21 protein-coding genes are annotated in these 22394 nt (G+C 66.0%); 6 read left to right on the top strand and 15 right to left on the bottom strand.

Annotation, left to right across the window (positions count from 1 at the left end; translation table 11 throughout):
- Positions 1-27: 27 nt before the first annotated feature.
- Positions 28-684 (top strand): alpha/beta hydrolase, encoded by a 657-nt coding sequence (locus ABWP09_RS02260; RefSeq protein WP_188445569.1) that lies wholly within the window; start codon positions 28-30, stop codon positions 682-684.
- 138 nt (positions 685-822) lie between these two features.
- Here ABWP09_RS02260 and ABWP09_RS02255 read toward each other — a convergent pair whose 3' ends face one another.
- The 3 genes from ABWP09_RS02255 to ABWP09_RS02245 all read right to left on the bottom strand — a co-directional run bounded on the left by ABWP09_RS02255 (position 823) and on the right by ABWP09_RS02245 (position 2507).
- A complete protein-coding gene (locus ABWP09_RS02255; protein ID WP_353203542.1) occupies positions 823-1116 on the bottom strand; it encodes a hypothetical protein in 294 nt (97 codons plus the stop codon).
- A gap of 62 nt (positions 1117-1178) precedes the next feature.
- Positions 1179-1346: a hypothetical protein gene (locus ABWP09_RS02250; RefSeq protein WP_353203541.1), complete on the bottom strand. Its 168-nt coding sequence runs from the start codon at positions 1344-1346 to the stop codon at positions 1179-1181.
- Positions 1347-1538: 192 nt separating this feature from the next.
- Positions 1539-2507: a threonine ammonia-lyase gene (locus ABWP09_RS02245; RefSeq protein WP_353203540.1), complete on the bottom strand. Its 969-nt coding sequence runs from the start codon at positions 2505-2507 to the stop codon at positions 1539-1541.
- A 137-nt stretch (positions 2508-2644) separates the two neighbouring features.
- Between ABWP09_RS02245 and ABWP09_RS02240 the strand changes: the two genes are divergently transcribed.
- The 3 genes from ABWP09_RS02240 (at position 2645) to ABWP09_RS02230 (ending at position 5563) form a co-directional block, all read left to right on the top strand.
- The gene (locus ABWP09_RS02240; RefSeq protein WP_353203539.1) at positions 2645-3877 is read left to right on the top strand and encodes a type III PLP-dependent enzyme; all 1233 of its coding nucleotides are present in this window, start codon (positions 2645-2647) and stop codon (positions 3875-3877) included.
- Between the two features lie 137 nt (positions 3878-4014).
- Positions 4015-5067 (top strand): 1,9-bis(guanidino)-5-aza-nonane synthase, encoded by a 1053-nt coding sequence (locus ABWP09_RS02235; protein ID WP_353203538.1) that lies wholly within the window; start codon positions 4015-4017, stop codon positions 5065-5067.
- Positions 5068-5134: 67 nt separating this feature from the next.
- Positions 5135-5563 carry an MAPEG family protein gene (locus tag ABWP09_RS02230; protein WP_353203537.1) on the top strand — a complete coding sequence of 143 codons (429 nt, stop codon included), beginning with the start codon at positions 5135-5137 and terminating at the stop codon, positions 5561-5563.
- Here ABWP09_RS02230 and ABWP09_RS02225 read toward each other — a convergent pair.
- From ABWP09_RS02225 to ABWP09_RS02170, 12 genes are all read right to left on the bottom strand, one after another.
- Positions 5560-7452 carry an XrtA/PEP-CTERM system amidotransferase gene (locus tag ABWP09_RS02225; protein WP_353203536.1) on the bottom strand — a complete coding sequence of 631 codons (1893 nt, stop codon included), beginning with the start codon at positions 7450-7452 and terminating at the stop codon, positions 5560-5562. The two genes, ABWP09_RS02230 and ABWP09_RS02225, sit on opposite strands and share 4 nt — an antisense overlap.
- A 174-nt stretch (positions 7453-7626) precedes the next feature.
- Positions 7627-9183, bottom strand: coding sequence for an exosortase A (gene xrtA, locus ABWP09_RS02220; protein ID WP_353203535.1), 1557 nt, complete (start codon positions 9181-9183; stop codon positions 7627-7629).
- A 4-nt stretch (positions 9184-9187) separates the two neighbouring features.
- On the bottom strand, positions 9188-10399 hold the full coding sequence (locus tag ABWP09_RS02215; RefSeq protein WP_353203534.1) for a TIGR03087 family PEP-CTERM/XrtA system glycosyltransferase: 1212 nt from the start codon (positions 10397-10399) through the stop codon (positions 9188-9190).
- On the bottom strand, positions 10399-11472 hold the full coding sequence (locus ABWP09_RS02210) for a FemAB family XrtA/PEP-CTERM system-associated protein (RefSeq protein ID WP_353203533.1): 1074 nt from the start codon (positions 11470-11472) through the stop codon (positions 10399-10401). The genes ABWP09_RS02215 and ABWP09_RS02210 overlap by 1 nt, the downstream gene beginning before the upstream one ends.
- Complete coding sequence (locus ABWP09_RS02205; RefSeq protein WP_353203532.1) at positions 11469-12326, bottom strand: XrtA system polysaccharide deacetylase; 858 nt, start codon at positions 12324-12326, stop codon at positions 11469-11471. Before ABWP09_RS02205 ends, ABWP09_RS02210 begins: the two co-directional genes overlap by 4 nt.
- A gap of 4 nt (positions 12327-12330) precedes the next feature.
- The gene (locus tag ABWP09_RS02200) at positions 12331-13467 is read right to left on the bottom strand and encodes an ExeA family protein (RefSeq protein WP_353203531.1); all 1137 of its coding nucleotides are present in this window, start codon (positions 13465-13467) and stop codon (positions 12331-12333) included.
- 39 nt (positions 13468-13506) lie between these two features.
- Positions 13507-15138 (bottom strand): hypothetical protein, encoded by a 1632-nt coding sequence (locus tag ABWP09_RS02195; protein ID WP_353203530.1) that lies wholly within the window; start codon positions 15136-15138, stop codon positions 13507-13509.
- Positions 15135-16049 carry an AAA family ATPase gene (locus tag ABWP09_RS02190; RefSeq protein ID WP_353203529.1) on the bottom strand — a complete coding sequence of 305 codons (915 nt, stop codon included), beginning with the start codon at positions 16047-16049 and terminating at the stop codon, positions 15135-15137. Before ABWP09_RS02190 ends, ABWP09_RS02195 begins: the two co-directional genes overlap by 4 nt.
- Positions 16046-17563: an XrtA system polysaccharide chain length determinant gene (locus tag ABWP09_RS02185; RefSeq protein WP_353203528.1), complete on the bottom strand. Its 1518-nt coding sequence runs from the start codon at positions 17561-17563 to the stop codon at positions 16046-16048. Before ABWP09_RS02185 ends, ABWP09_RS02190 begins: the two co-directional genes overlap by 4 nt.
- 14 nt (positions 17564-17577) lie before the next feature.
- The gene (locus ABWP09_RS02180) at positions 17578-18222 is read right to left on the bottom strand and encodes an XrtA/PEP-CTERM system exopolysaccharide export protein (protein ID WP_353203527.1); all 645 of its coding nucleotides are present in this window, start codon (positions 18220-18222) and stop codon (positions 17578-17580) included.
- Positions 18223-18340: 118 nt separating this feature from the next.
- Entirely contained in the window at positions 18341-19573 is a 1233-nt protein-coding gene (locus ABWP09_RS02175) for a pyridoxal-dependent decarboxylase, exosortase A system-associated (RefSeq protein ID WP_353203526.1), read from the bottom strand.
- Between the two features lie 142 nt (positions 19574-19715).
- Complete coding sequence (locus ABWP09_RS02170; protein ID WP_353203525.1) at positions 19716-21215, bottom strand: AMP-binding protein; 1500 nt, start codon at positions 21213-21215, stop codon at positions 19716-19718.
- A 108-nt stretch (positions 21216-21323) separates the two neighbouring features.
- Here ABWP09_RS02170 and ABWP09_RS02165 point away from each other — a divergent pair, with 108 nt between their 5' ends.
- Together ABWP09_RS02165 and ABWP09_RS02160 are read left to right on the top strand one after the other, a co-directional pair.
- Positions 21324-21596 carry an acyl carrier protein gene (locus ABWP09_RS02165; protein ID WP_353203524.1) on the top strand — a complete coding sequence of 91 codons (273 nt, stop codon included), beginning with the start codon at positions 21324-21326 and terminating at the stop codon, positions 21594-21596.
- A 131-nt stretch (positions 21597-21727) separates the two neighbouring features.
- The coding region (locus ABWP09_RS02160; protein ID WP_353203523.1) for an alpha/beta hydrolase family protein at positions 21728-22394 on the top strand (667 nt) is incomplete at its 3' end.

Raw genomic sequence — 22394 nt, 5'->3', positions numbered from 1 at the left:
GCGCCCATTTTTTAGTCAGCAGGTCCGATGCCAGAAGTCATTTTTCCCGGCCCCGACGGCCGTCTCGAAGGCCGCTTCATCCCCGCCCCGCGCCCGCGCGCGCCCGTCGCGATGATCCTGCACCCGCACCCGCAAGCCGGCGGCACGATGAACAACCATATCGTGCTGGAACTGTACAAGACCTTCCAGCGGCGCGGCTTCGCCGTGCTGCGCTTCAATTTCCGCGGCGTCGGCAAAAGCCAGGGCACGTTCGACAATGGCGTCGGCGAATTGTCCGACGCGGCGAGCGCGCTCGACTGGGTGCAGAGCTTCCACCCCGAAGCCTCGACCACCTGGATCGCGGGCGTCAGCTTCGGCGCGTGGATCGGGATGCAGCTGCTGATGCGCCGCCCGGAAATTCGCGGCTTCATCTCGGTCGCGCCGCCCGCCAACATGTACGACTTCACCTTCCTCGCCCCCTGCCCGGCAAGCGGCATCATCATCCAGGCCGAGAATGACGAAGTCTCGCCCCCGCTCGCGACGCAGAAGCTGGTCGACAAGCTGCGCACGCAAAAGCACATCACGATCCACCACGACACGATCCCCAAGGCGAACCATTTCTTCGAACATGAAATGCCGCAGTTGATGGGGTCGGTGGACAAGTATTTGGATATGCGGCTCGATCCGAATTCGCCGATTCGCTAGCCGCGCGAGGATTTAGCGAGAGCTAAATCCCGCTCAAAGCGGCGTGCGCGGCCGGCGACGCTCAAGCGTCGGCCGACGGCATGGGCTTTGCCCATGCCCGATCCCCGCTTGCGTACTGCTGACAGTTTGCCGTGCCGATCACAGGATGATCGAACCCAGCCCGAACAGCGCCACAATAGGTGCGACCGGTATGGCGAACAGCGCGAGCCGCCGCCACCGCGAGCGGTTGATATGCAGAATGAGCGCGACAAGCGCTGCAGCCGCGATTGTCAGATAATAGATTCTCGCTCCGGCTTCGCTGCGCGCGAAGCACCTCTCTACCAAGGCCTGCGAGCCAGAAAGCTGGCACTCGTTCATCGCAAAGACGATCGTCATCGGGAGCGCACAAAATATGGCGAGCAGTGCCGCCAGACCAAACCATACGTGCCGCAAACTACCTGCTCCACCCGTTGGTGACCACGCACGATAGCTGTGCTTGGCTCAGGGAATCCAGTTCACATCGTCCAGATTAGCACATTCCCCACCAACACCGCCGCCATCACCAGCATCAGCACGCCTTTCTGGGTGTTCTGGTGCTTGGCGATCAGCGTGCCGCCGCCGATGAGGCAGGCGAAGGCCGCGAGCATCGCGATGGTGGGGGCGAGCGATTCGAGCGTAGTCATGGTGCACTCTAACTACTCGATGTACCGAACGCCCCTCTAATTCCTCCCCCGGGGACCGGGGGAGGGGGACCGCCAGCCTTCTTTAGGCTGGTGGTGGAGGGGGTCGAGGCTGGGCGAAACAACCGCCGTCGCTCCCCCACCACCATTCGCTGAATGCTCATGGTCCCCCTCCCCCGCTTTGCGGGGGAGGATTTAGGGGGTCTCCGCCAGCACCCTCCCATACGCCGCCAAATCGACATTCCCGCCCGACAGCAACACCAGCATCCCCGGCTCGAGCGCCACCCGACCCGCCAGCAGCGCCGCCAGCGCGACCGCGCCACCGGGTTCGACGACCAGCCGCAGCCGCTCTGCCGCCCAGCGTTGCGCGGTGCGGATCTCCGCTTCGCTGACCGCCACGCCGGTCGCGCCACGGCGGGAGAGGACGTGGAAGGTCAGGTCCGACACGCGCTTAGTTTGGAGTGCATCACACGCCGTCGGTGGCGGCGAATCGCCGACTTCCTCGATCCAACCGGCCTCCAGCGAGCGGCGCATGTCGTCCCAGCCCTCGGGTTCCACCACGGTGACGCCCGCATCGGGCAAGGCCAGCGCCAGCCCCGCCGCGAGACCGCCGCCGCCGCATGGCACGACCACGCGAGTCGGCGCGCCGAGGCCGGTTGTCTGCATTTGCGCCGCCGCCTCGATCCCGGCGCTCCCCTGCCCCTCGATCACCCACGGATCGTCAAAGCTCGGCACCAGCACCGCGCCACGTGCCGCGGCGAGCGCCGCAGCGATCTTCTCGCGGCTCTCGGTCGCGCGGTCATAGGTGACCACTTCGGCCCCGAGCGCGAGCGTGCCTTCCCGCTTCGCTTTGGGAGCATCGGACGGCATCACGATCAGCGCGGGCATACCGAGCCGTTTTGCCGCCCAGGCGACTCCTTGTGCGTGATTGCCCGACGAGAAAGCGACGACGCCTTGGCTGCGCAAATCGGTCTCGATCGCAGTAAGCCGATGCCACGCCCCGCGCAGTTTGAACGCGCCCATCGGCTGCAGGCACTCGGCCTTGAAAGCGACCCTAACCCCCTCGATTTCCATCACGAATAAGGGCGACGGCGGGACGATCGCGGCGACCTTGGCGGCGGCATCGCGCACCCCGGCGCGGGTCGGCTGTCTTAAAATTGTCACGTATTATCTCCGGGGGTCTAAAACCGCTTTACAATGGAAAAGCGCGACCGTATTTCGCCCATCCGCTGCCCCATGGGACTTCCAACCGCAAGGCAGTGTTTCGTGAACTTGTCTACGGACATTGGAGGTCCCTTGAATTGCACAAGCATCATCGCGCGCTGGGGTTAGCGACCACCCCTTCGACTACCACATCGGTATTCGACATCGCTAAGCAGCGGCCGGTTCAGCCGGTCACGCTGGTTCGTCCGCATGCGGCATCGCGTGCGGCCCGGTTCTTCGCCGAGAAGTTCCCGGGTCGTTCGATGTATGCGGTCAAGGCGAACCCGTCTCCCGCCCTCCTGCAGATTCTGTGGGATAGCGGGATCACGCATTACGACGTCGCCTCGATTGCCGAGGTGCGGCTGGTGGCGAGCACGCTGCCGGACGCGACCTTGTGCTTCATGCACCCGGTCAAGGCCGCCGAATCGATCGCTTCGGCCTATTTCGACTATGGCGTGCGGACGTTCTCGCTCGACAGCGTGGAAGAGCTGGAGAAGATCGTCCGGGCGACCAACCATGCCGAGGATCTGACGCTGTGCGTCCGCCTGCGCGTGTCGTCGGAACATTCGAAGCTGAGCCTCGCGTCGAAATTCGGCGCAGCCCCCGGCGAGACCAAGGAACTGCTGTTCCGCACTCGTCAGGCGGCGGATGCGCTCGGCATCTGCTTCCATGTCGGCAGCCAGGCGATGACGCCCGAAGCCTATGCCAATGCGTTGGAGCGCGTGCGCGCCGCCATCGTCGATGCGGCGGTGACGGTCGATGTGATCGATGTCGGCGGTGGTTTCCCCTCGACCTATCCCGGCATGGAGCCGCCCCCGCTCGAGCGCTATTTCGAGACGATCCACCGTGCGTTCGAGTCGCTGCCGGTCAGCTATTCGTCCGAACTGTGGTGCGAGCCCGGGCGCGCGCTGTGCGCCGAGTACAGCTCGATCGTGGTGCGCGTTGAAAAGCGCCGCGGCGATGAGTTGTTCATCAATGACGGTGCTTACGGCGCGTTGTTCGATGCGGCGCATCTCGGCTGGCGCTTTCCGGTCGAATTGCTGCGCGAACCCGAGAGCCGTGCCAAGACGCTGCCGTTCAGCTTCTACGGCCCGACCTGCGATGACATGGACCATATGGTGGGGCCGTTCTATCTGCCGGCGGACGTGCAGGCGGGCGATTATCTCGAAATCGGGATGCTCGGCGCGTATGGATCGGCGATGCGGACCGCGTTCAACGGCTTCGGATCGGACGAGACGGTGATCGTCGCGGACGAGCCGATGGCGTCGCTGTATCTCGAGGACGAACGCCCAGAACGCGTTGGGGTCGCGTCGAACGTCGTCACGCTGTAACACGTTTTCACTATCCGCTCTCCTTCCCCCCTCCCGCTTGCGGGAGGGGTCGGGGGAGGGGCTGTCTACAATCGGGGCGAGGGCGACATGCCCTCCCCTAACCCCTCCCGCAGGCGGGAGGGGGATGAGGAAGAAAAATGAACGACACCGCCCTCAACACCAACCGCAAGGCCGAGCTCCTCTCGACCCTTGTCGAGCATATCGACATCACCAGCTTCGACGCGCGCCCGATCGTCGACGCGATGAAGAAGATGAGCTTCACCAGCCGCGATCTCGGCCGCGCGACCGACATTTACAACCAGATGCTCGCCGATCCCGATTGCTCGATCTTCCTCGTCATCGCCGGGTCGACCTCGGCGGGCGGGTGCATGGACCTCTATGCCGAGCTGTTGCGCAACAACATGATCGACGGCGTCGTCGCGACCGGCGCCACAATCGTCGACATGGATTTCTTCGAGGGCCTTGGCCACAAGCATTATCAGGCATTGGAAGTGCCCGATGACGACACGCTGCGCTCGCTGCTGATCGACCGGATCTACGACACCTATATCGATGAGGAGCAGCTCCAGCACGTCGATCACACGATCTTCGAGATCGCCGAGACGCTCGAGCCGCGCCCTTATTCGAGCCGCGAATTCATCCGCGAGATGGGCAAATACCTCGTCGAGCACGGCAAGAAGGACAATAGCCTCGTCAAGCTCGCCTATGAGCATGACGTGCCGATCTTCTGCCCGGCCTTCGTCGATTCCTCGGCGGGCTTCGGTCTGGTCAAGCATCAGGTCGATGCGGTCAAGGCGGGCAAGCCGTACATGGTGCTCGACGCGATTGCCGATTTCCGCGAGCTGACCGAAATCAAGATCAAGGCGGGCGTCACCGGCCTGCTGATGATCGGCGGCGGCGTGCCGAAGAACTTCATCCAGGACACCGTGGTGTGCGCCGAAATCCTCGGCCACGACGACGTGCAGGTCCACAAATATGCCGTGCAGATCACCGTCGCCGACGTGCGCGACGGGGCGTGCTCGTCCTCGACGCTGCAGGAGGCGGCATCGTGGGGCAAGGTCAACACCGGGATCGAACAGATGGTGTTTGCCGAGGCCGGATCGGTGATGCCGCTGCTCGCCAGCGACGCCTATCATCGCGGCCTGTGGAAGAACCGCGTCAAGCGTCGCTGGGGTGCCAGCTTCGACTGATCGGTTGCAATTCGGAACGGATTGATCCACCCCTCCTCCCGATTACCGTTCCGGGGGGAGTTTTTTCATGCATAGCCCAATCATCGCGCCCGTCGTCGCGCTCGTCGCGTGGTCGCTCGTCATCTGGTGCTGGATGTATGCCAAGCGCATCCCGGCCATGCAGGCGGCCAAGATCGATGTGAAGAATTTGCGCGGCGGCAGCGGCGCGGATCTCAAGTCGATCCTGCCCGCACCGGTGCAATGGTCGGCCGAAAACTATAATCACCTGATGGAACAGCCGACGATCTTCTACGCGATCGCGCTGAGCCTTGCGCTGCTCGAACAGGGCGCTGGCCTCAACGCGACGATCGCCTGGGCCTATGTCGCGCTGCGCATCGCGCACAGCTTGGTGCAGGTGACGGTCAATCGCGTGATCGTGCGGTTCGGTCTGTTCACGCTATCGACATTGTGCCTCGTCGCGCTGACGCTGCACGCGGCTATGGCGCTGCTGCGCTAACCGAACAGCCGCGCCATCGATCGGTCGAGCATCACCAATTGCCACAGCGTCCGGCCATGGTCGGCCCGACCGGCGCGGTGATCCTCGGCGAGGCGCGCGATCGTCGCGGGGTCGAACCAGCCAGTGCCGATCAGCACGCGTGATTTGGCGAGCGCCGCCGCCTCATTGGCGAGCGGCCCGCGGAACCACGCGCTGATCGGCGTGACGAAGCCCATTTTCGGGCGATAGAGAATGTCCTTGGGGAGATAGCGCTCCATCGATTTCTTGAGCAGCCACTTGCCCTGCCCGCCCTTCAACCGCATCCCGACGGGGAGCTTCGCGGCGAATTCGACGAGGCGATAGTCGAGCAACGGCTCGCGCGCCTCCAGCCCGACCGCCATGCTGGTGCGGTCGGCCTTGGTGAGAATGTCGCCGGGCAGCCAATGCTGGAAATCGGCATATTGCGCGCGGTCGAGCGCGTCGCGTGCCGGGGCATCGCGCATCGATCGGACGTAGCGATCCTCCGCGCGGTGGCCGCCGAGCGCGCTGCGGGCGGCATCGCTGAACAAGGCCGCGCGTAATGCGGGCGTGGTGACGCCGACCGAGCGGGCATAGCCCTCCGCACCATCCTCGGCGAGCGCGAGCAAGGTGCTTTTCGCGCGCAGCGGGCGCGGTGCCCAATCGGCCTTGGGATACCATTTTCCGAGCGTACCAAACACGTTAGCCCGGATCGAGGCGGGCACGAGGCCGCGCACGCGTTCTTCCGCCGCCTGAAATTTATAGCGGCGATAGCCGGCGAAGGCTTCATCGGCGCCGTCGCCCGAGAGCGCGACTGTAACATTTTCGCGCGCAAGTTCGCATACGCGGTAAGTCGCGAGGGCCGATGCGTCGGCAAAGGGCTCGTCGAACGCGTGGACGAGCGTGTCGATCAGGCTGAAATCATCCGCCGCGACGATCCGCTCGCGATGCTGCGTGGCGAAGCGCTGGGCGACCTCATTGGCATAGCGGCGCTCATCGAGGCTCGCTTCGTCAAAGCCGATCGTGCAGGTCCGCACCGCGCCGCGCGACGCCTCGGCCATCAAGGCGACGACCGCCGAACTATCGACCCCGCCCGACAGGAACGCGCCGAGCGGGACGTCGGACACCATCCGCGCGGTGACCGCATCGCGCAGCAAGGCGAGCAACTCTTCCTCAAGCGCCTTCACCGATCCGGTGGTGCGGCGGCTGAAATCGACATCCCACCAGCGCGACGGTGCCGGGACCGCCTTGCCACGTTCGATCAGCAGCGCATGGCCGGCGGGAAGCTTCTTCACGCCGGCGACCAGGCACGTATCGTCGGGGACATAGCCGAAGGCGAGATAATCCTCGACTGCGCTGATCTGCGGCGCACGCCGCAGCAGCGGGTGGGCGAGCAAGCCCTTCAGTTCCGACGCGAACGCCACCGCACCATCGGACAGCTCGGCATAATGCAGCGGCTTCACGCCCAATCGGTCGCGCGCGAGGAACAGGCATTGCCGCCGCGCATCGTGCAATGCGAAGGCGAACATGCCGTTCAAGCGATCGAGCATCGCCGGGCCCCACGCCGCCCAGCCGTGGAGCAAAACCTCGGTATCGCCCGCCGTCACGAACACCGCGCCCAGCGCCTGCAATTCGGCACGCAACGCGGCGAAATTATAGATCTCGCCATTATAGGTGACGGTCAGCGCGCCGTCGGCGCTCGCCATCGGTTGCGGTGAGCCGGCGACATCGATGATCGACAGGCGACGATGGCCGAGGCCGACGCCCGGCGCGGTCCACACGCCCGATCCATCGGGCCCGCGATGCGCCTGCGCGTCCGCCATCGCCCGGATCCGCGCCGGATCGACGGGCTTCGGGGTGGCGGGATAATAGAGACCGGCGATACCGCACATCAGGCGGGCATAGCCAGATCGAGACTGTGGAGCGAGCCAAACCTGATGTCCTTCCCCGGCGGAGGCCGGGGCCCAGTGGCGAGGTGGGAGACACGTACGCGCAGCGCCCGATTACAGCCACCTTCGCGACCGGGCCCCTGCCTCCGCCGGGGAAGGAGCGCGGTAAGGGACACGCTACTCGGCCATTCCCGCCGCCCGATCGGCAACCCGCGCGATCGGCCCGAGCGCCGCGACGAAGCGCGTCATCGCCGCGCGCGGGTCACGACCCGGCAACACCTCGGCCGAGACGTGCACCGCCACCGCGCGTTGCGGCCCGCCAAGCAGCTTGGCCTTCAGACTTTCGAGTTTCACAATCACGCCGCGATGCGTCACCACGTCGCCGACGCGATACCATGTCGCGACGTGCCGCTCGACCGGCCCGGGTGCGGTGATCCGCATCGCCGCGCCCGCGGCGAGATCGGGCAAATCGGCGACGCGCACCCAGCGATCATCCTCGCGCAGGACGCCGACGCCGAACGCGACAAGCTCCTTGCCCTCGCGCTGGCTGCCATAGACGGCGATGGCGAGATCGACGGTATCGCCACTGGCATCGGCATAGCGCCCGAGCAGGAAGTGATCGGCCCCGGGATAATTGGGCGACCAGCCCGCGCGTGTGCTGGTCGCGGTGCGGTGCCAGCCGGGAACCTCCGGTAGGGCGATCTGCGACGGCAGCGCTTGCGCACGCCCGGCAATCGCGGCGGAACAGGCCGGGAACACCGTAGCCGTTGCCAGCACCAGGGCTGCCGCAAGCAGGGCCTCCATCCGAAGCTTGGGCTGCGTCTGCAATCGCGCCGGATCGAACACCGGCGCATCGGGCGCGCGATCGAACCAGCGCCAGCCGATCGCGATCACCGCCGCCATCACCAGCCCGAAAAAAACCCAGCCATAGACGATATGGTCCAAGCCCGTCGCACGCTCGACCGAGGTGAGATAGGCGGCATAGATCGTCCCGAACGCGCGCAGCCCGTTGGTGAGCACCGGCACCACCACCGCCACGACCATGAAGATCGCACGCCTGTGCCACGATACGAAACAGACATTGGCGACCAGTGCGCCATAGGTGATCATCGCAATCACGAACTTCGCGCCCGAACACGCCTCGGCCACTTCGAAATAGCCGCCGGGAATGGTAATCAGCACGCCGTCGACCTGCGCGGGGACGCCGAACAGATGGAGCAGCGGCATCGTCATCGCGACGGTCGCGGTCTGCAGCGGTTCCTCCAGCCCCTCACCGAACGGGACCAGGAAGACCGCGTAGCACAGCGGAAACAGCAGCGCGCGCGCCACGTTCGGGCCGAGCAGCGTCACCACCGCGCCCTGCAGCATCAGCACGATGCCGAGATGCCGCGCCAGCGCCACGCCCCCCGCATCGCCGAGCAGCCAGCCGAACCCGCCGAGCGCCACCAGCAGCAGCCCCGGTGCCCAGGCGACCGGGCTGAGCTGCGCCAACCCGGTGCGACGCTGCCATACCAGCCACGCCAGCACGGGGCCGATGAACAGGCAATGCCCGAAGGTCGTGCTGGTCCACCAAATCGTCGTCAGCGCCGCGACATCATGTCGGAAGACGGCAACCAACAGCACAGCGACCCCGCCGAGGATCGCGCCGTGCCGCCGCCATGCGGCAGCGCGGTCAGCCACCCGACCCGTCGATTCCGCCCGGGCGAAGGCCGCCGCAGGGACAGGAATCGTCATCGCGTCACGCCACGTTGCGGCGCGGTGGCGCTTTGATACTGATGCCGAGGATCGCATCGAGCGGGGCGAGCCGCGCCTCCCAGCTATAGCGCTGCTGCACTTGCGCGCGTGCCTCCTGCCCCATTTGCGCGGCCGCTTTGGGATCGTCGAGCACGGCGATCACATGCTCGGCGATTTCGCCGACGGTCGCGCCGACGCGGATCGTGCGGGCATGATCGATCCCCTCAGCGGCGGCGGTCGATGCGACCACCGGGCGCGCCATCGCCATCGCCTCGAGCACCTTGTTCTGAATCCCGCGTGCCATTTTCAACGGAGCGACTACGACCGACGCCGCCGCAATCCAGCCGCGCACATCGGCGACTTCACCCGTCACGATGACGCCGGGTTGCTTGGCGAGCGCCTTTACCGCGTCGGTCGGGCCACGCCCGACGATCGCGAAGCGCGCGCCCGGATGGCGCACATGGATGTGCGGCAGGATCGTCTCGACGAACCACGTCACCGCCTCGATATTGGGGCGGTAATCCATCTGGCCGGTAAAGACGATCAGCGCGCCGGTCGTGTCGATCCACTTGAACTGCGCGGTGGGATCAAAAAAGTCGGTGTCGATGCCGTTTTCGACGACATGGACGCGCTCCGCGCCCGTCTTGTCGCGGAACAGGCGCGCTTCGGCTTCGCTCACGAACAGGCTGGCATCGGCGCGGTGCGCGACCGCGCGCTCATGCTGCAGCAGCAGTCGCGCCTCGCGCCCCATCAACCAGCTGCTCGGGCCGTGCGATTGGTTCGCATAGGAGGCAAACTTCGCCGAATCCACGTCGACGAAATCCATGATGACCTTTTGCCGCGGGCGCGCCGGAAGATATTGCGCCATCTGGCTGGAGAAGACGTAGATCGTGTCGATCGAATGGCGCGACAGGATCGACTCCACGGCCTCGCGCAAGGAGGCATTGTCGAAGGCGGTCAGCGAAATCGGCTTGCGCGACATCAGCGCCTCGATCGCCGCCTTCGCGCGCGATTTCGACCGCCAGATGATCGAGCGATTGCCGGTCAGTTTCGCCAGCCCGTCCTTGCGCTTCATGTCGCGCGTATCGTCGGCAAACGCGATCAAGTGGACGCGTTTGCGCGCCGCCAGGAATTTGAGAATGTGAAACCCGCGAATTTTGTCGCCGCGATCGGGCGGATACGGCACGCGGTGCCCGAGGAACAGAATGTCGCCCATTATCCGAGGCCTTTAGAGATATGCGGCCCGATCCGGTTTGCGACCCAGAGCGGTAGCGTCTTCCACAGCGCGACCTTTTTGGCGTAGCGTGGGCTGTTGGGATTGATCTCGCGCACGGCCGATTGCGACACTGCGCGTTTGGCGTAGACCAGCGGTATGCCGTCGAAACCCCAGTTTTTCTTGAACGCGGCGGGCCCGGTCCCGGCCTTCGACCGGCCGAAATCGAAACGCGTACAGCCCTTTGCCCGCGCATGTGCCATCAACGCGAAATACATCCGGTCATTGGCGCGCAACCCCCGCGCGGCGTGGCTGCCGCCACCCCAATAGGGATAGACCGTCCCGTTGAAATACAGATTCAATACGCTGGCCACGACGCGCCCTTCATGCCTCACCGTCAGGATATCGGCGGAATCCTCAAAATGCTGTAAAACCGCGCGAAACAGCGCCGCCGGGAACACCGGGGTACCGAGGTTGCGCACCGACTCTGCATAAGCGACATAATGCGCCTTGATGTCGCTGCGGTGACAGCCAACGGAAATAGCGAGATCCGCGTCCAGCGCCTTGCGCACCTCGGCACGCTGTTTGCGCGGAATGGCGAGCAACTCGGCCGCGTCAGTATCGGCAAGCGCGCGCGCAAACCCGAGATACGTATCGCGATCGACGTGCCAGTCGCCCTCGGGCAGCGCCCCGCCGCGCAATTCAAGCGTCGGGCAGCCAAGCCGCCGCGCCAGCGCCCAGCCGGCATCGGCGAGCGCCGGGATCGCCGCATCGGCCTCCGCCAGGATCCCGCCGCCGACCGCGAAGCCATTCGAAACCAGCGCCTTGCCGAACAGGACCGAGCGAATTTCGGTGAGCGGCACCAGCCCGGCCAGCGACCCGTCGGCGCGTTCGGCGACCAAAGTATGGCTGGTCTGGCCGCAGCCTTGTGCGACCGCGCGGCTCCACGCCGTCAGATGGAAGGGCGTTCCGTCGCGGTGACTGCGGACGAACGCATCGATCCGCGCGCGCTCGTTCGCATCGCGCAGATCGACCGCGCGCACCGCGATCAACGCCGAGAGCGGCTGGATCGTCATGCCGCCAGCGCCACCGGCGCGGCAACCGGATTAAGGTCGCGCACGATTTGGTCCACCCGGCCCCAATCGTGGCGCGACAACAGCCCACGCAGCTTGCCCGCCATTGCGCCGAGGCGGCTGTAATGCCGCAGTTTCGATTTGACGGGCGCGTTGGCGACGCGCGGCTGGCCGGGGTCGATTTCCCACGGGTGGAAATAAAAGATCGCGGGCTGCCCCTGCTTTGCCACTTGCCGCACCGCATAATCGGTCAGTGCTGCGGGGAATAGCCGGAAGAAGCCGCCGCCGGTCGCCATCCGCCGCGTGCCGAGTTCGGCGACGGTGACGGGCAGCTCGACCAGCGCGGAATCGCCCAGCGGGCGGAAGGCGAAGCGTGGTGCCTCGGGCCAACCATAATGATCGTGGCGGAGCGGCGCGACGCTGGAGGAATAGGCATAGCCTTCCTCCGCCAGCACTTGATGCGCCCAGGGGGTGCGCGCGTCGATCGAGAAGCTCGGCGCGCGATAGCCGGTCACGGCGACGCCGCCGGCATCCTCCAGCGCTTTGCGCGCGCGCGCGATGTCGGCGCGAAAGCGTGCGGCGTCGAGCGTGAAGACGCGGTCATGATCCCAGCCATGGCTCGCCAGTTCATGCCCCGCGGCGACGATTCGGCGGATCATCGCGGGATAACGCTGCGCCACCCAGCCGAGCGTGAAGAAGGTCGCCGTGGTGCCGGTTTCGGCGAACAAGGCGAGCACGGCATCGGTATTGCGTTCGACGCGCGGCAACAGCGAATCCCAGTCGCCCTTGGCGATCACCTTTTCGAAGGCACCGACCTGAAACCAGTCTTCGATATCGACGGACATGGCGTGCCGCATGACCTCAAGCTCCTGCGGCGCGCACGGCGGCGAGGTTCGGGGTCTGCTCGCCCTCGGCCCAATCGACCAGCAGGGTGAGCACGCGGCGCAACGCCACGTCCTGTTCATCGATCCGCGCTTCGAGCGCGGCGATACGGTCGGCGAGGCCCTCCTGCGCCGGTTCGGGGGCGTGCAGCGGTTCGTCGCGCGACAGGCGGATCGGGCGCGGCTCGGCAAGCGGTGCAACGTGCGCGATCGGCAGTGGGCGCGGCGCTTCCGACTCGGGTTCAGGCGCGACGGCGTCGGCGACCGGCCGAGGCTCCCGCACGGCAATCGGCTTCACGCCCGGCATGTCGCCGGCAATATCCGCGACAATGCTCGCCACCGCGCGCGCGTCGATCGTATCGATCTGCTCGATCGCGCCGAACAGCAGCACGCGCCCGGCGAGCTGGTTGAGGCGGCGCGGCACGCCGTCCGAGGCGGCGAAAAGCGCGGCATAGGCATCGGGGGTGAAATGCGGGCGCCCGGTCCAGCCCACGACGCCCAAGCGATGCCGCATATAGGGCTCGACTTCGTCGGCCTCCATCGGATCGAGATGGTGCATCGCGATCACGCGCTGGCGTAACTGTTCAAGCCGGTCCGAGCCGTGCAGCCGCTCGCGGAATTCGGGCTGGCCGAGCAGGAAGATCTGTAGCAGGGCATGGCCGCCGGTCTGGAAATTGGACAGCATCCGGAGTTCTTCGAGGCTCGACACCGGCAGCGCCTGCGCCTCGTCGACGATCAGCAGCGTGCGCCGTCCGGCGCGCGCGGTTGAATGGAGGCCGCGTTCGATCGCGACGAGCAATTGCGCCTTGGTCAGGCCGTCACTGTCGAGCTCAAGCCCGCCCGCGACCATCCGCAGCAAATCTTCCGCCTCGATCTGGGTCGAGACGATCTTGATCACGTGCAGCCGCGTCGCATCGACCGTGGCCATCAAATGGCCGACGAGCGTCGTCTTGCCCGCGCCGACGTCGCCGGTAATGACGATGAAGCCCTCGCCCTGCGCCAGGCCATAGCCAAGATAGGCCATCGCCTTGCGGTGCGTGGCGGTATCGAACCAGAAGCGCGGATCGGGCGTCAGCGCGAACGGTCGGCCGCTCAATCCGTAATGATCTTCGTACATGTCACCGTCCTCGCACCGGGTCTTACTGACCCAGGCGTTTCAGAATTGATACCGCACACCGACTTGGCCCTGTGCCGAGAGCTGATCGTCCGCGCCCTTCTGCGTGAAGGAGTAGATCCCGGCCGAGGCGGTGGTCGAGATGCGACCGAAATTATGATAGTAGAGGCCCGTCGCGCCGGTGCTGAATACCCCGGGGGCCGACGCGATGCCGCTTTCGTAATAATTGGCGAAGACGTTGCCGTTCACGCCCGAATTGCGATCGATCGGTACCGCAACAAAGGCTTGTCCGTAATAGCTGTTATCGGTGATGCCGTTGATGGAGAATCCGCTCGGGCTGACAGGAGCGGAGAAGCGCCGCGTAGCATAGCCGCCGCCAACGCCGAAGCTGAGAGCGCCGCGCTTCGCCGCGATCACCGCATCGATGCCGCGCGCGCGGTATGCCGCGGTCGAGATCGACTGGAACACGCCGTTCAGGCAACCGCCGGCCGATCCGCCACCGGTTGCGCCGGGATTGCCGAAGGTGCAGCCGCTGAACTGCTGCCCGAACGTATCGCGCTGTTCGATGAAGCTGGTGGGCAGATTCGAAATACCGTTGCGAAGCTGCCGCCCGAAGGTATCGACGCTGTCATACACGCCGATCTGCACGCCGAGCGCGCGCGATGCGGCATAGCTGAACGATCCGCTATAGGTCATGCCGCCATAGCGCCGTCCGGCACGCGCCTGCAGCGTGGTGCGCCCCGATGGCCGCCAGATCACGCCCGCGTCGTAGATGATCCCGTCGGTCTGGTACGCGATCCGCTGCGGCGAGGCCGGATCGGTGACGAACCGCCCGCGCGCATCGACCACGGGGGCACCGGTGCCGTCCTTCAGCACGTCCTTCTGGGTGATCGTGATCTTTTCATAGCCAGCGCCTGCCGTCAGCGCGAGCGTCGGCAGCACCGGCAGCACAAGATCGCCACGCGCGAGCTTGCTTTCATATTTCTGGTCGAGCTGCCCCGCGGTGCCGCGCTCATACGCCGCCGAGACGTTGACGCCGACCGGCAGGATCGTCCCCGCCTTTACGCCTGCACTGACATTGACGACATGGCTTTGCGCTGTGTCGAAGGCGTCGAGCTTCGGGCTGCCCGCGGCCACGCCGGTCGCGCCGGGTGCCTCGACCTTGGTAAAGCCATAGCGATAGCTTGCCGCGACGCCGATCGGGCCGACATGAGTCGCGAGATTGGGGCCGGCATAGGCCGAATAGACCTGGCTGATATTGTCGACATTGCCCGCGAGCGTGCCGGGGGCCGCACCGCGAATGTCGGAGCGGACGCGCGTCGCGATCGCGCCGCCTTCGAGCGTGACACCGGGGACGAGGGTGAAGCGCGCGCGCGCAAGGCCGCTATGCACATCGTCATCGCCGACCTTCTTGCTGTAAGAAAAGCGCCGTTCGTAGCGATAGCTCAGCTGCACCTGCGTGCGACGCGTCTCGACCGAGGCGCTGATCCCGGCGGCGACGGTCGAATAGGTCAGCACGTCGTTGGTCTTGAGGTCGGCGGTCACGACCTGGCCGATTTCGATATAGGGCGAGATCGATTTCTTGCGCTTCTCGGCCTGCGCGGGCGCGGCGACGAGCAAGGCGATCAGTCCGGCGCCAAGGACGGTCGATACAGCTGCGATTGGGCGCGTCATGTCGCGTCCTCCTCCTGCGTGTAATAGGTGCCGAAGCGGCGGCCGCCGGGGGCGAAGGCGACGGCATTGAGCACCAGCTGCACATGCTCGCAGCCATCGAGCAACGCGACCGCTTCGCGCAGGTCGCTCTCTCCGGTGCAGTCGGCGCGGACGACGAGCATCACTTGCCCGGCATAATTGGCGAGCACTGACGCGGGCGAGGCAGCGAGCACCGGCGGCGAATCGAAAATGAGCAGGCGCGTCGGGTCAGCGGCAAGCAATTGCGCGATCAGTTCGCCGGTCCGTGCGCTGGCGACGAGTTCGGTATCCGCATTGGACTTGGTACCGCACGGCAGCAAGCTTAGCTGCGGAATGTCGGTGCGCACGACGCAGCGTTCGACATCGACCTTCGGATCGGCGAGCGCGTCGAGCAGACCGGGGCCATCAGGCAGGCCGAGGCGCGCCAGCACATCGGGCTGCGCGAAATCGGCGTCGATCAGCAGCACCTCGACGTCGCGCTCGGCGGCCAGCGAAATAGCGAGGTTGACCGCGCAGAACGTCTTGCCGTCATTGGGTTGCGCCGAACAGACGAGGATCGTCCGCGACAGATCGGCATCGCTGCGCCGCACGGTACGCGCAGTGGTGAGCAATTGCCGCTTCACCAGGCGGAATTCCTCGGTCAGCGCGTCGATCGCGGCACCGGGCACGAGCAGGCCACGCTCGGCCAACAGCGCGCGATCGATCGCCGCGACGCCGCGGCGCGGCGCGGCCTTCGCGACGGGCGCGATCGGCAGCGGTTGCGCAACCGGCTGCGCGACCGGCTGCGGTGCGACGGAAGCCCCGCGCGCGCGCGCATGTTCGGCGAAGTCATAGACCTCGGCGGCGCGTTCGAGCAGCGAAACCTTCGCCTTGAGAGGTGCCATGTCGCTCATGCCGCCAACCCCCGCTGGAGCATTTCAACCCCGAGCAAGGCGACATACGCCACGCCCAGCGCCGCGGCCCCGCCACCATAATAGAGCAACATCCGCCGCCGCGTCGCGAGCTCGGCCTTGGAGACCATTTCGCCGATCGAGCCGATCACGGGCATGCCGGTCGCCTTTTCCAGCCGTGCGGCGGTCGCGAAGGTGGTCTTCAGCTGGCCCAGTGCAAAGGCGACCGCAACGCCGACGGCGAGCCCCGCAATCAGCACGCCGGTCAACAGCAGCGGACGGTTGGGTGCCGCCGGGACGCGCGGCGCGGTCGGCGGATCGATCACGCTGAACTTGATCGAATCGGTCTGGCTTTGCGCCTGGCCGCGCAGCTTGATCGCCTCGCGCTGGCCGAGCAACTTGGCGTAGCTATCTTTCAGTACCTGATAATCATTTTCGATCTGCGATTGTTCGGCGGCGACTTGCGGATTGCCCGCGAGCTTCGCGGTGATCGTGTCGAGATCGCCCTGCAATTGCGCTTTGCGCGCCATCAGCGACGCGACTTGCGCTTGCTTGTCGCCTTGCAGCGAGCGGAGCGAAATGTAAGCGGGATTGGTCGATCCGCCGCCCGCGCCGCCGACCAGCGGCTCATTGCGCGCCGCCGCTTGCGCCGAGGCCAATTGGCTGCGCATGGCGATCACGTCGGGGTGGTTTTCGGTATAGCCCCGCGCCCGCGCATCGGCGAGCTGGCCCTGAATCGCATTGAGCCGTGCGCGCGCCGGCCCCGCGCTGACGCCGCCCGCAGCACCCGCAATGTTGGCCGGGGTCCCCGCCATCTGGCCGTTGATCGCGGCGAGGCCCGATTGTGCGGCGGCAAGATCACTGTCGACTTGCGCCATCGCCGAGCGCGCCGCGCCCATCCGGTCGGTGAGCGATCCCGTGCCGGGCAAGCTGCCAAGGTAGCGGTTCTGAAAATCGGTGCGCTTGGCATCGGCATCGGCGAGCTGCTTCTGCCGCTCCTCCAATTGCGCATCGAGGAATTTCAGGCTGGTGCTCGTCTCATCCCGGTCGCCCGACAGATTCTGTTCGACGAACAAGTCGATCAGCTTCTGCACGATCTGACGCGTGACCTTGGGGCTCGATCCGGTGGCGACGATCGAAAACAGATTGTCCTGCTCGGCAGTGATCTTGATCGCCTTGGACAGGCCGGCGACCCGGTCCGCCACGTCGCGGTCGGTCTTGACCGTGTTGGCGAGATCGGTCCCGCGCACGACCTTTTCGAGGCTCATCGCCGAAGTCAGCGTCTGGCGGATCGTATCGACGTCGCGCTGCTGATCGGCGGCGCTAATGCCGACCGCATTGGGCAGGATCGTGTTCATTTGCACGAACACGCGCGCCCGCGATTCGTAACTGTTCGGGATTTGCGCGACCGCCGCCCAGCCGATCAGCGCGACGCCCCACGCGACCGCAAGCGCGAGCCAGCGGCGCGTCCAGACCGTGTGCAGCGCGATCCGCAGCTCGTCGTAAAGGCCGTTCACCCCCCGCGCGCTCCTTAGAACATGCTCTCGGGGATGATGATCACGTCGCCCGGTTCGAGGCGGACGTTCGCGCGGCTGTCACCGTCCTTGAGCAAGGTCGACAGCTTGATGTTGTATTCGACCTGCTTGCCGGTTTCGCGATCGTAGCGGACCAGCTTCGCACGGTTGCCCGCCGCAAATTCGCTCAAGCCGCCGACCGCGATCATCGCGTCGAGCAGCGTCATGTTGGCGCGATACGGGATCGAGGCGGGCTTGGCCGTCGCCCCGATGATGCGCACTTGCTGGCTGAAGGTGCCCGAGAAATTCTCGACGATGACCGAGACGATCGGGTCCTTGATATATTCGCCGAGCGCGATCTTCATGTCGTCGGCGAGCATCCGCGGCGTTTTGCCGACGGCGGGCATGTCGCTGATCAGCGGCGTCGTGATGCGGCCGTCGGGGCGGACTTGCACCTTGGTCGACAGTTCGGGGTTACGCCATACGAAGATGCTGAGCTGATCGAGCGGGCCAATAATATATTCCTCGCCCGGCTGTTCCTGCCCCGCAACGAAGGTGGCGGCGGGGAGTTCGGGGCGGCTCGCGCCGACACAGCCGGTGAGCGCCATCGCGCCGACGCCAGCCACCAGCATCGTGCGGAAAGACTTGGAAAAATGCGCCATACAAACCTCCTGCCGCGCGGTTCCGCCGATGCGTCACGTCTGACGCATCCGGACAGGGTCGCGGCGATCGTGCCGATATGCCGCGCGAGAGGTAAAGATTGCGTTAGGAATGGCGGACTTAGCCGCCTGCAATGCCCACCAGCAGCTCGCGTGGAGCAGGGTGGCCGAGGAATGCGGTCGGGCTGGCGCTCACGCCATAGGCACCCGCCATGAACACCGCGACAAGATCGCCGACGTGCGCAACGGGCAGCGTCACGCGATCGGCAAGGCGGTCGAGCGGGGTGCAGAGCGGGCCAACCACGCTGACGGTTTCGGTCGGCGCATCGCTTTCGGCAGACGCTACGGCGACGGGGTAGTTGCGCTTTACGACCGTGCCGAGGTTGCCACTCGCCGCAAGCTGATGGTTCATGCCGCCATCCGTGACGAGGAAAGTCTCGCCGCGGCTTTGCTTGCGATCGACGATGCGCGTCAAATACACGCCGCATTCGCCGACGAGCCAGCGGCCGAGTTCGGTCGCGAAGCTGCAGCCTGCGCCGGCGAGTGGCGACTGCTCGATCGCCGCGCCAAGTGCTTGACCGATCGCCATGACGTCAATCGGCAGGTCGCCCGGGAAATACGGGATGCCAAAGCCACCGCCGAGATTGACGAGCGGCGGCGACAGGCCCGCCTGATCCGCCAGCCGCTCAGCAAGCGCGAGCGCGCCGGTCAGTGCTTCGATCAGCGCGGCGGTGTCGAGCGATTGCGATCCGGCGAAAATATGGAGCCCGTGCCAATCGGCATCCGAGGCGCGGATCCGTGCAATCAGCGCACCCGCGCGATCGGCATCGACCCCGAACGGCGTCGCGCGACCGCCCATCCGCATCCCCGAACCGCGCAATTCGAAATCGGGATTGACCCGCACCGCGACGCGCGGGCGGAGTCCAAGACGATCGGAGAGCGCAAGGGTACGATTCCACTCGCCCTCGGATTCGAGGTTGATCGTCGCTTGGGCGATGATCGCGGCGGTAAGTTCGTCGTCGCGCTTGCCCGGTCCAGCGAAACTGATCGCGCCCCCGCTTTTGCGCTGGAGCGCGATTGCAAGCTCGCCGCCCGACGCCACGTCCAGCCCGTCGACCAGGGGCGCGATCGCATCGAGTAACGGCGCAAACGGATTGGCCTTGATTGCATAATGCAGCTTCACGCGGAGCGACATCGCAGCGCGGAAGCGCGCGACCCGCGCCGCGACGACGCCGAAATCATAGACGAACAGCGGCGTATCGCCCGCGACGCGCGCCCAATGTTCGGCGCTCTCGCCCGCGATTCTGAGGGGCGCGTGCGAGAATTCGGCGGGAATGGTGCCCATCGGCTTCATGACGCCCAACCGCCAAATTCGACCTTCCCCGGCGCAGGCCGGGGCCCAGTCGCGAAACAGTGGTAACAGAGCGCTACCGCCGAAAACGCACCGCTCGCAACTGGGCCCCGGCCTGCGCCGGGGGAGGAAATAAGGGGCACCGTCATGCGATAATCTCCGCCTTGAGCGCCGCGCGGTCAAGCTTGCCATTGGCATTGCGTGGCAATTCCGCGCGCCATTCATAGCGCGACGGTTGCTGAAAACTCGGTAAATCGCGCCGGAGCCGTGCGCGCAAATCGGCCTCGCGCGCACCATCGCCGCGCGCCACCACCACGATCGCCTGGCCCAGCCGCGCATCGGACACGCCGATCGCAACCGCCTCGGCGGTTTCCCCGCCCGCGACGACGGCTTCTTCGATCTCGGTCGGGCTGATGCGATTGCCTGCGCTCTTGATCATCTCGTCATCGCGCCCGACGAAGCGGAACAGGCCTTGCGTATCCACCGTCACCGTATCGCCCGACCACACCGCCATGCCGCCGGATTTGGCCCAGACGGGTGCAGGTCGAAAACGCTCGGCCGTCCGCTCCGGATCGCGCCAATAGCCGTGCGCGACGAGCGGCCCGGCATGGACCAGTTCGCCCGGCTCGCCCACCGCTGCCTGCGCGCCATCGGGGCGCACCACCATTACCTCGGCAAAGGGAATCGCGCGCCCGATCGAATCGGGGTGGGTGGCGACCAGATCGGGGGCGAGATAGGTCGAGCGAAACGCTTCGGTGAGGCCGTACATCGGGTAGAGATCGGCGTGCGGGAAGCGTTGGCGCAGCCCGGCGATCACCGGCGCGGTCAATGCTCCGCCAGAATTCGTCAGTCTTTTCAAAAAAGATGCGGCCGCTTCCGGCCATGCGCTCTCAAGCAACTGCACCCATAAGGGCGGCACGCCCGCCAGCGTCGTCGGCTGCACCCGTTCGACCGCCTTTACGACATCACGCGCGGTCAGATAATCGAGCGGGGCATAGCTCGCGCCCGCCGCCCAGGTCGAGAAGAGCTGGTTCTGGCCGTAATCGAAACTGAGCGGCAGCACGCCCAGCACGCGATCGGCCGGGATCAGCTTCAGATACTGCGCCACCGCAATCGCGCCAAACCAGAGATTGGCATGGCTGAGCATCACGCCCTTGGGCCGCCCGGTCGAGCCCGATGTGTAGAGAATCGCCGCGAGCGTGTCCGCCTCGGCAGCGGAGGGCGGCAAGGTCGCGATGCTCGCGACACCCCCCTCGTCGAACACCGCACAGCCGCTCGGGACATCACCCGGCTCGAGCGACGCCAACCGACCCGCCTGCGTCAGCAAGGCCGTCGCGCCGCTATCGGCCAGAATGTGCGCGACCTGCGCGCGCTTGAGCATCGGGTTGATCGGCACATGCACCAGCCCGGCGCGGGGCGCGGCGAGCGGCAGCACGCACGCAAGGCGCGTCTTGGGCAGCCAGCTCGCCACCCGTGCGCCGGGCGCAAGCCCCTGCCCCGCCAGCCATGCCGCCACTTGACCGGTCAAACGCTCCAGCGCGGCGAAATCGAGCGTGCCTGCGCGATCGATCAGCGCGACGGCGGTGGCCTGCCCGCGCGACGGCAGCGTATCTATCGGGCGAGGCACTGGGTCGAGGGCGATCATCACGTCCCTGATAGCCGCGACCGCCGTGGTGTGAACAGGGACCTCTTGGCATCTCATGCCCCAGTCTCTATCGCGGCGCAGCATAACAAAGCGAAAACGGGGCTCGCCTTGCTCACTGACAATTATGACCAGATTGATTCCACCGTACGCGCGGTGCTGCGCGACGTGCTTGGCCTGAGCGAGGCGCGCGTCGCTGCGTTCGACGCCGAAACCCCGTTGTTCGGCGCGCTGCCCGAGCTCGATTCGATGGCGGTGGCGGGGTTGCTGACCGAGATTGAGGAGCGGCTCGGCATCCTGATCGAAGATGACGAGGTCGATAGCGAGATGCTCGAGACCTTCGGATCACTGGTCCGCTTCGCGGCGGCGAAGGCACCGCGGTAGCCGATGGCTGCACGGCCTCTCCTTCCCCCCGTTCGTGCTGAGCCTGTCGAAGCACCTGCGCGACTGGCCCGGACAGGGAGTGTGGCACGAGCCCTTCGACAGGCTCAGGGCGAACGGGATGCGGGGTTGGCGTGGGCTTCCCCCGGCGGGTCGGCCGCTTGATCGACCATTACGACTGGAGCGGCGGCCGCGAGGCGATGCTCCGGTTCGGGCCTGCGACCGGCCCGGTTGTGGTCGTCGCACTGCCGCTGTTCGAGGAAGCCAATCGCACGCGCGCCTTCGCGGTGACGCTCTGCCGCGCGCTGGCGAAACGCGGCGTGGCGAGCGTGCTGCCGGATTTGCCGGGTCAGGGGGAGAGTTTGGTTCCGACCGAGGAGACCAATCTCGATCATATGCGTGACGCGATCGCGGCGCTTACCGCCGGAATTAGCATCGCCGAACGTACGTATGCGGTCGGTCTGCGCAGCGGTGCGCTGCTCGATCCATACGGCACGTTTGCTGGTCGCTGGCATCTTGCACCGGTCGATGGCGAAACCCAGCTTCGCGATCTGCTTCGGACCGCGCGGGCGGGCGGAAGCCTTCCGGCGGGTAGCGATATTTATGTGCTGACCGGTAGCGAAACCCCCGTTCAAATCGCGGGCAATCCCATTTCAAGCGCCATGGCAGTGAATTTGCGCGGCGCTTTGCTTTACCACGAACCCGGTATCCCGCTTCGCACCGTCCGCCTCGACACCGATCCCAAGCCCGCCGACCGCCACATCCCCGGCACGCCGCTGTGGCGGCGGGCAGAGCCCGACA

The sequence above is a fragment of the Sphingomonas sp. genome (assembly GCF_040398505.1).
Taxonomy (GTDB): Bacteria; Pseudomonadota; Alphaproteobacteria; order Sphingomonadales; family Sphingomonadaceae; genus Sphingomonas.
The sequence above is the reverse complement of the archived record's forward strand: the minus strand, read 5'-3'. Positions and strand labels throughout refer to the sequence as shown.

Coding starts and splice junctions, on each gene's coding strand:
- ABWP09_RS02250 (WP_353203541.1), bottom strand. CDS start 1,346: ATGACTACGCTCGAATCGCTCGCCCCCACCATCGCGATGCTCGCGGCC.
- ABWP09_RS02225 (WP_353203536.1), bottom strand. CDS start 7,452: ATGTGCGGTATCGCCGGTCTCTATTATCCCGCCACCCCGAAGCCCGTC.
- ABWP09_RS02210 (WP_353203533.1), bottom strand. CDS start 11,472: ATGACGATCCAGCCGCTCTCGGCGTTGATCGCGGTGCGCGCGGTCGAT.
- ABWP09_RS02205 (WP_353203532.1), bottom strand. CDS start 12,326: ATGCGGCACGCCATGTCCGTCGATATCGAAGACTGGTTTCAGGTCGGT.
- ABWP09_RS02200 (WP_353203531.1), bottom strand. CDS start 13,467: ATGTACGAAGATCATTACGGATTGAGCGGCCGACCGTTCGCGCTGACG.
- ABWP09_RS02235 (WP_353203538.1), top strand. CDS start 4,015: ATGAACGACACCGCCCTCAACACCAACCGCAAGGCCGAGCTCCTCTCG.
- ABWP09_RS02195 (WP_353203530.1), bottom strand. CDS start 15,138: ATGACGCGCCCAATCGCAGCTGTATCGACCGTCCTTGGCGCCGGACTG.
- ABWP09_RS02230 (WP_353203537.1), top strand. CDS start 5,135: ATGCATAGCCCAATCATCGCGCCCGTCGTCGCGCTCGTCGCGTGGTCG.
- ABWP09_RS02175 (WP_353203526.1), bottom strand. CDS start 19,573: ATGAAGCCGATGGGCACCATTCCCGCCGAATTCTCGCACGCGCCCCTC.
- ABWP09_RS02180 (WP_353203527.1), bottom strand. CDS start 18,222: ATGGCGCATTTTTCCAAGTCTTTCCGCACGATGCTGGTGGCTGGCGTC.
- ABWP09_RS02260 (WP_188445569.1), top strand. CDS start 28: ATGCCAGAAGTCATTTTTCCCGGCCCCGACGGCCGTCTCGAAGGCCGC.
- xrtA (WP_353203535.1), bottom strand. CDS start 9,183: ATGACGATTCCTGTCCCTGCGGCGGCCTTCGCCCGGGCGGAATCGACG.
- ABWP09_RS02170 (WP_353203525.1), bottom strand. CDS start 21,215: ATGATCGCCCTCGACCCAGTGCCTCGCCCGATAGATACGCTGCCGTCG.
- ABWP09_RS02190 (WP_353203529.1), bottom strand. CDS start 16,049: ATGAGCGACATGGCACCTCTCAAGGCGAAGGTTTCGCTGCTCGAACGC.
- ABWP09_RS02215 (WP_353203534.1), bottom strand. CDS start 10,399: ATGGGCGACATTCTGTTCCTCGGGCACCGCGTGCCGTATCCGCCCGAT.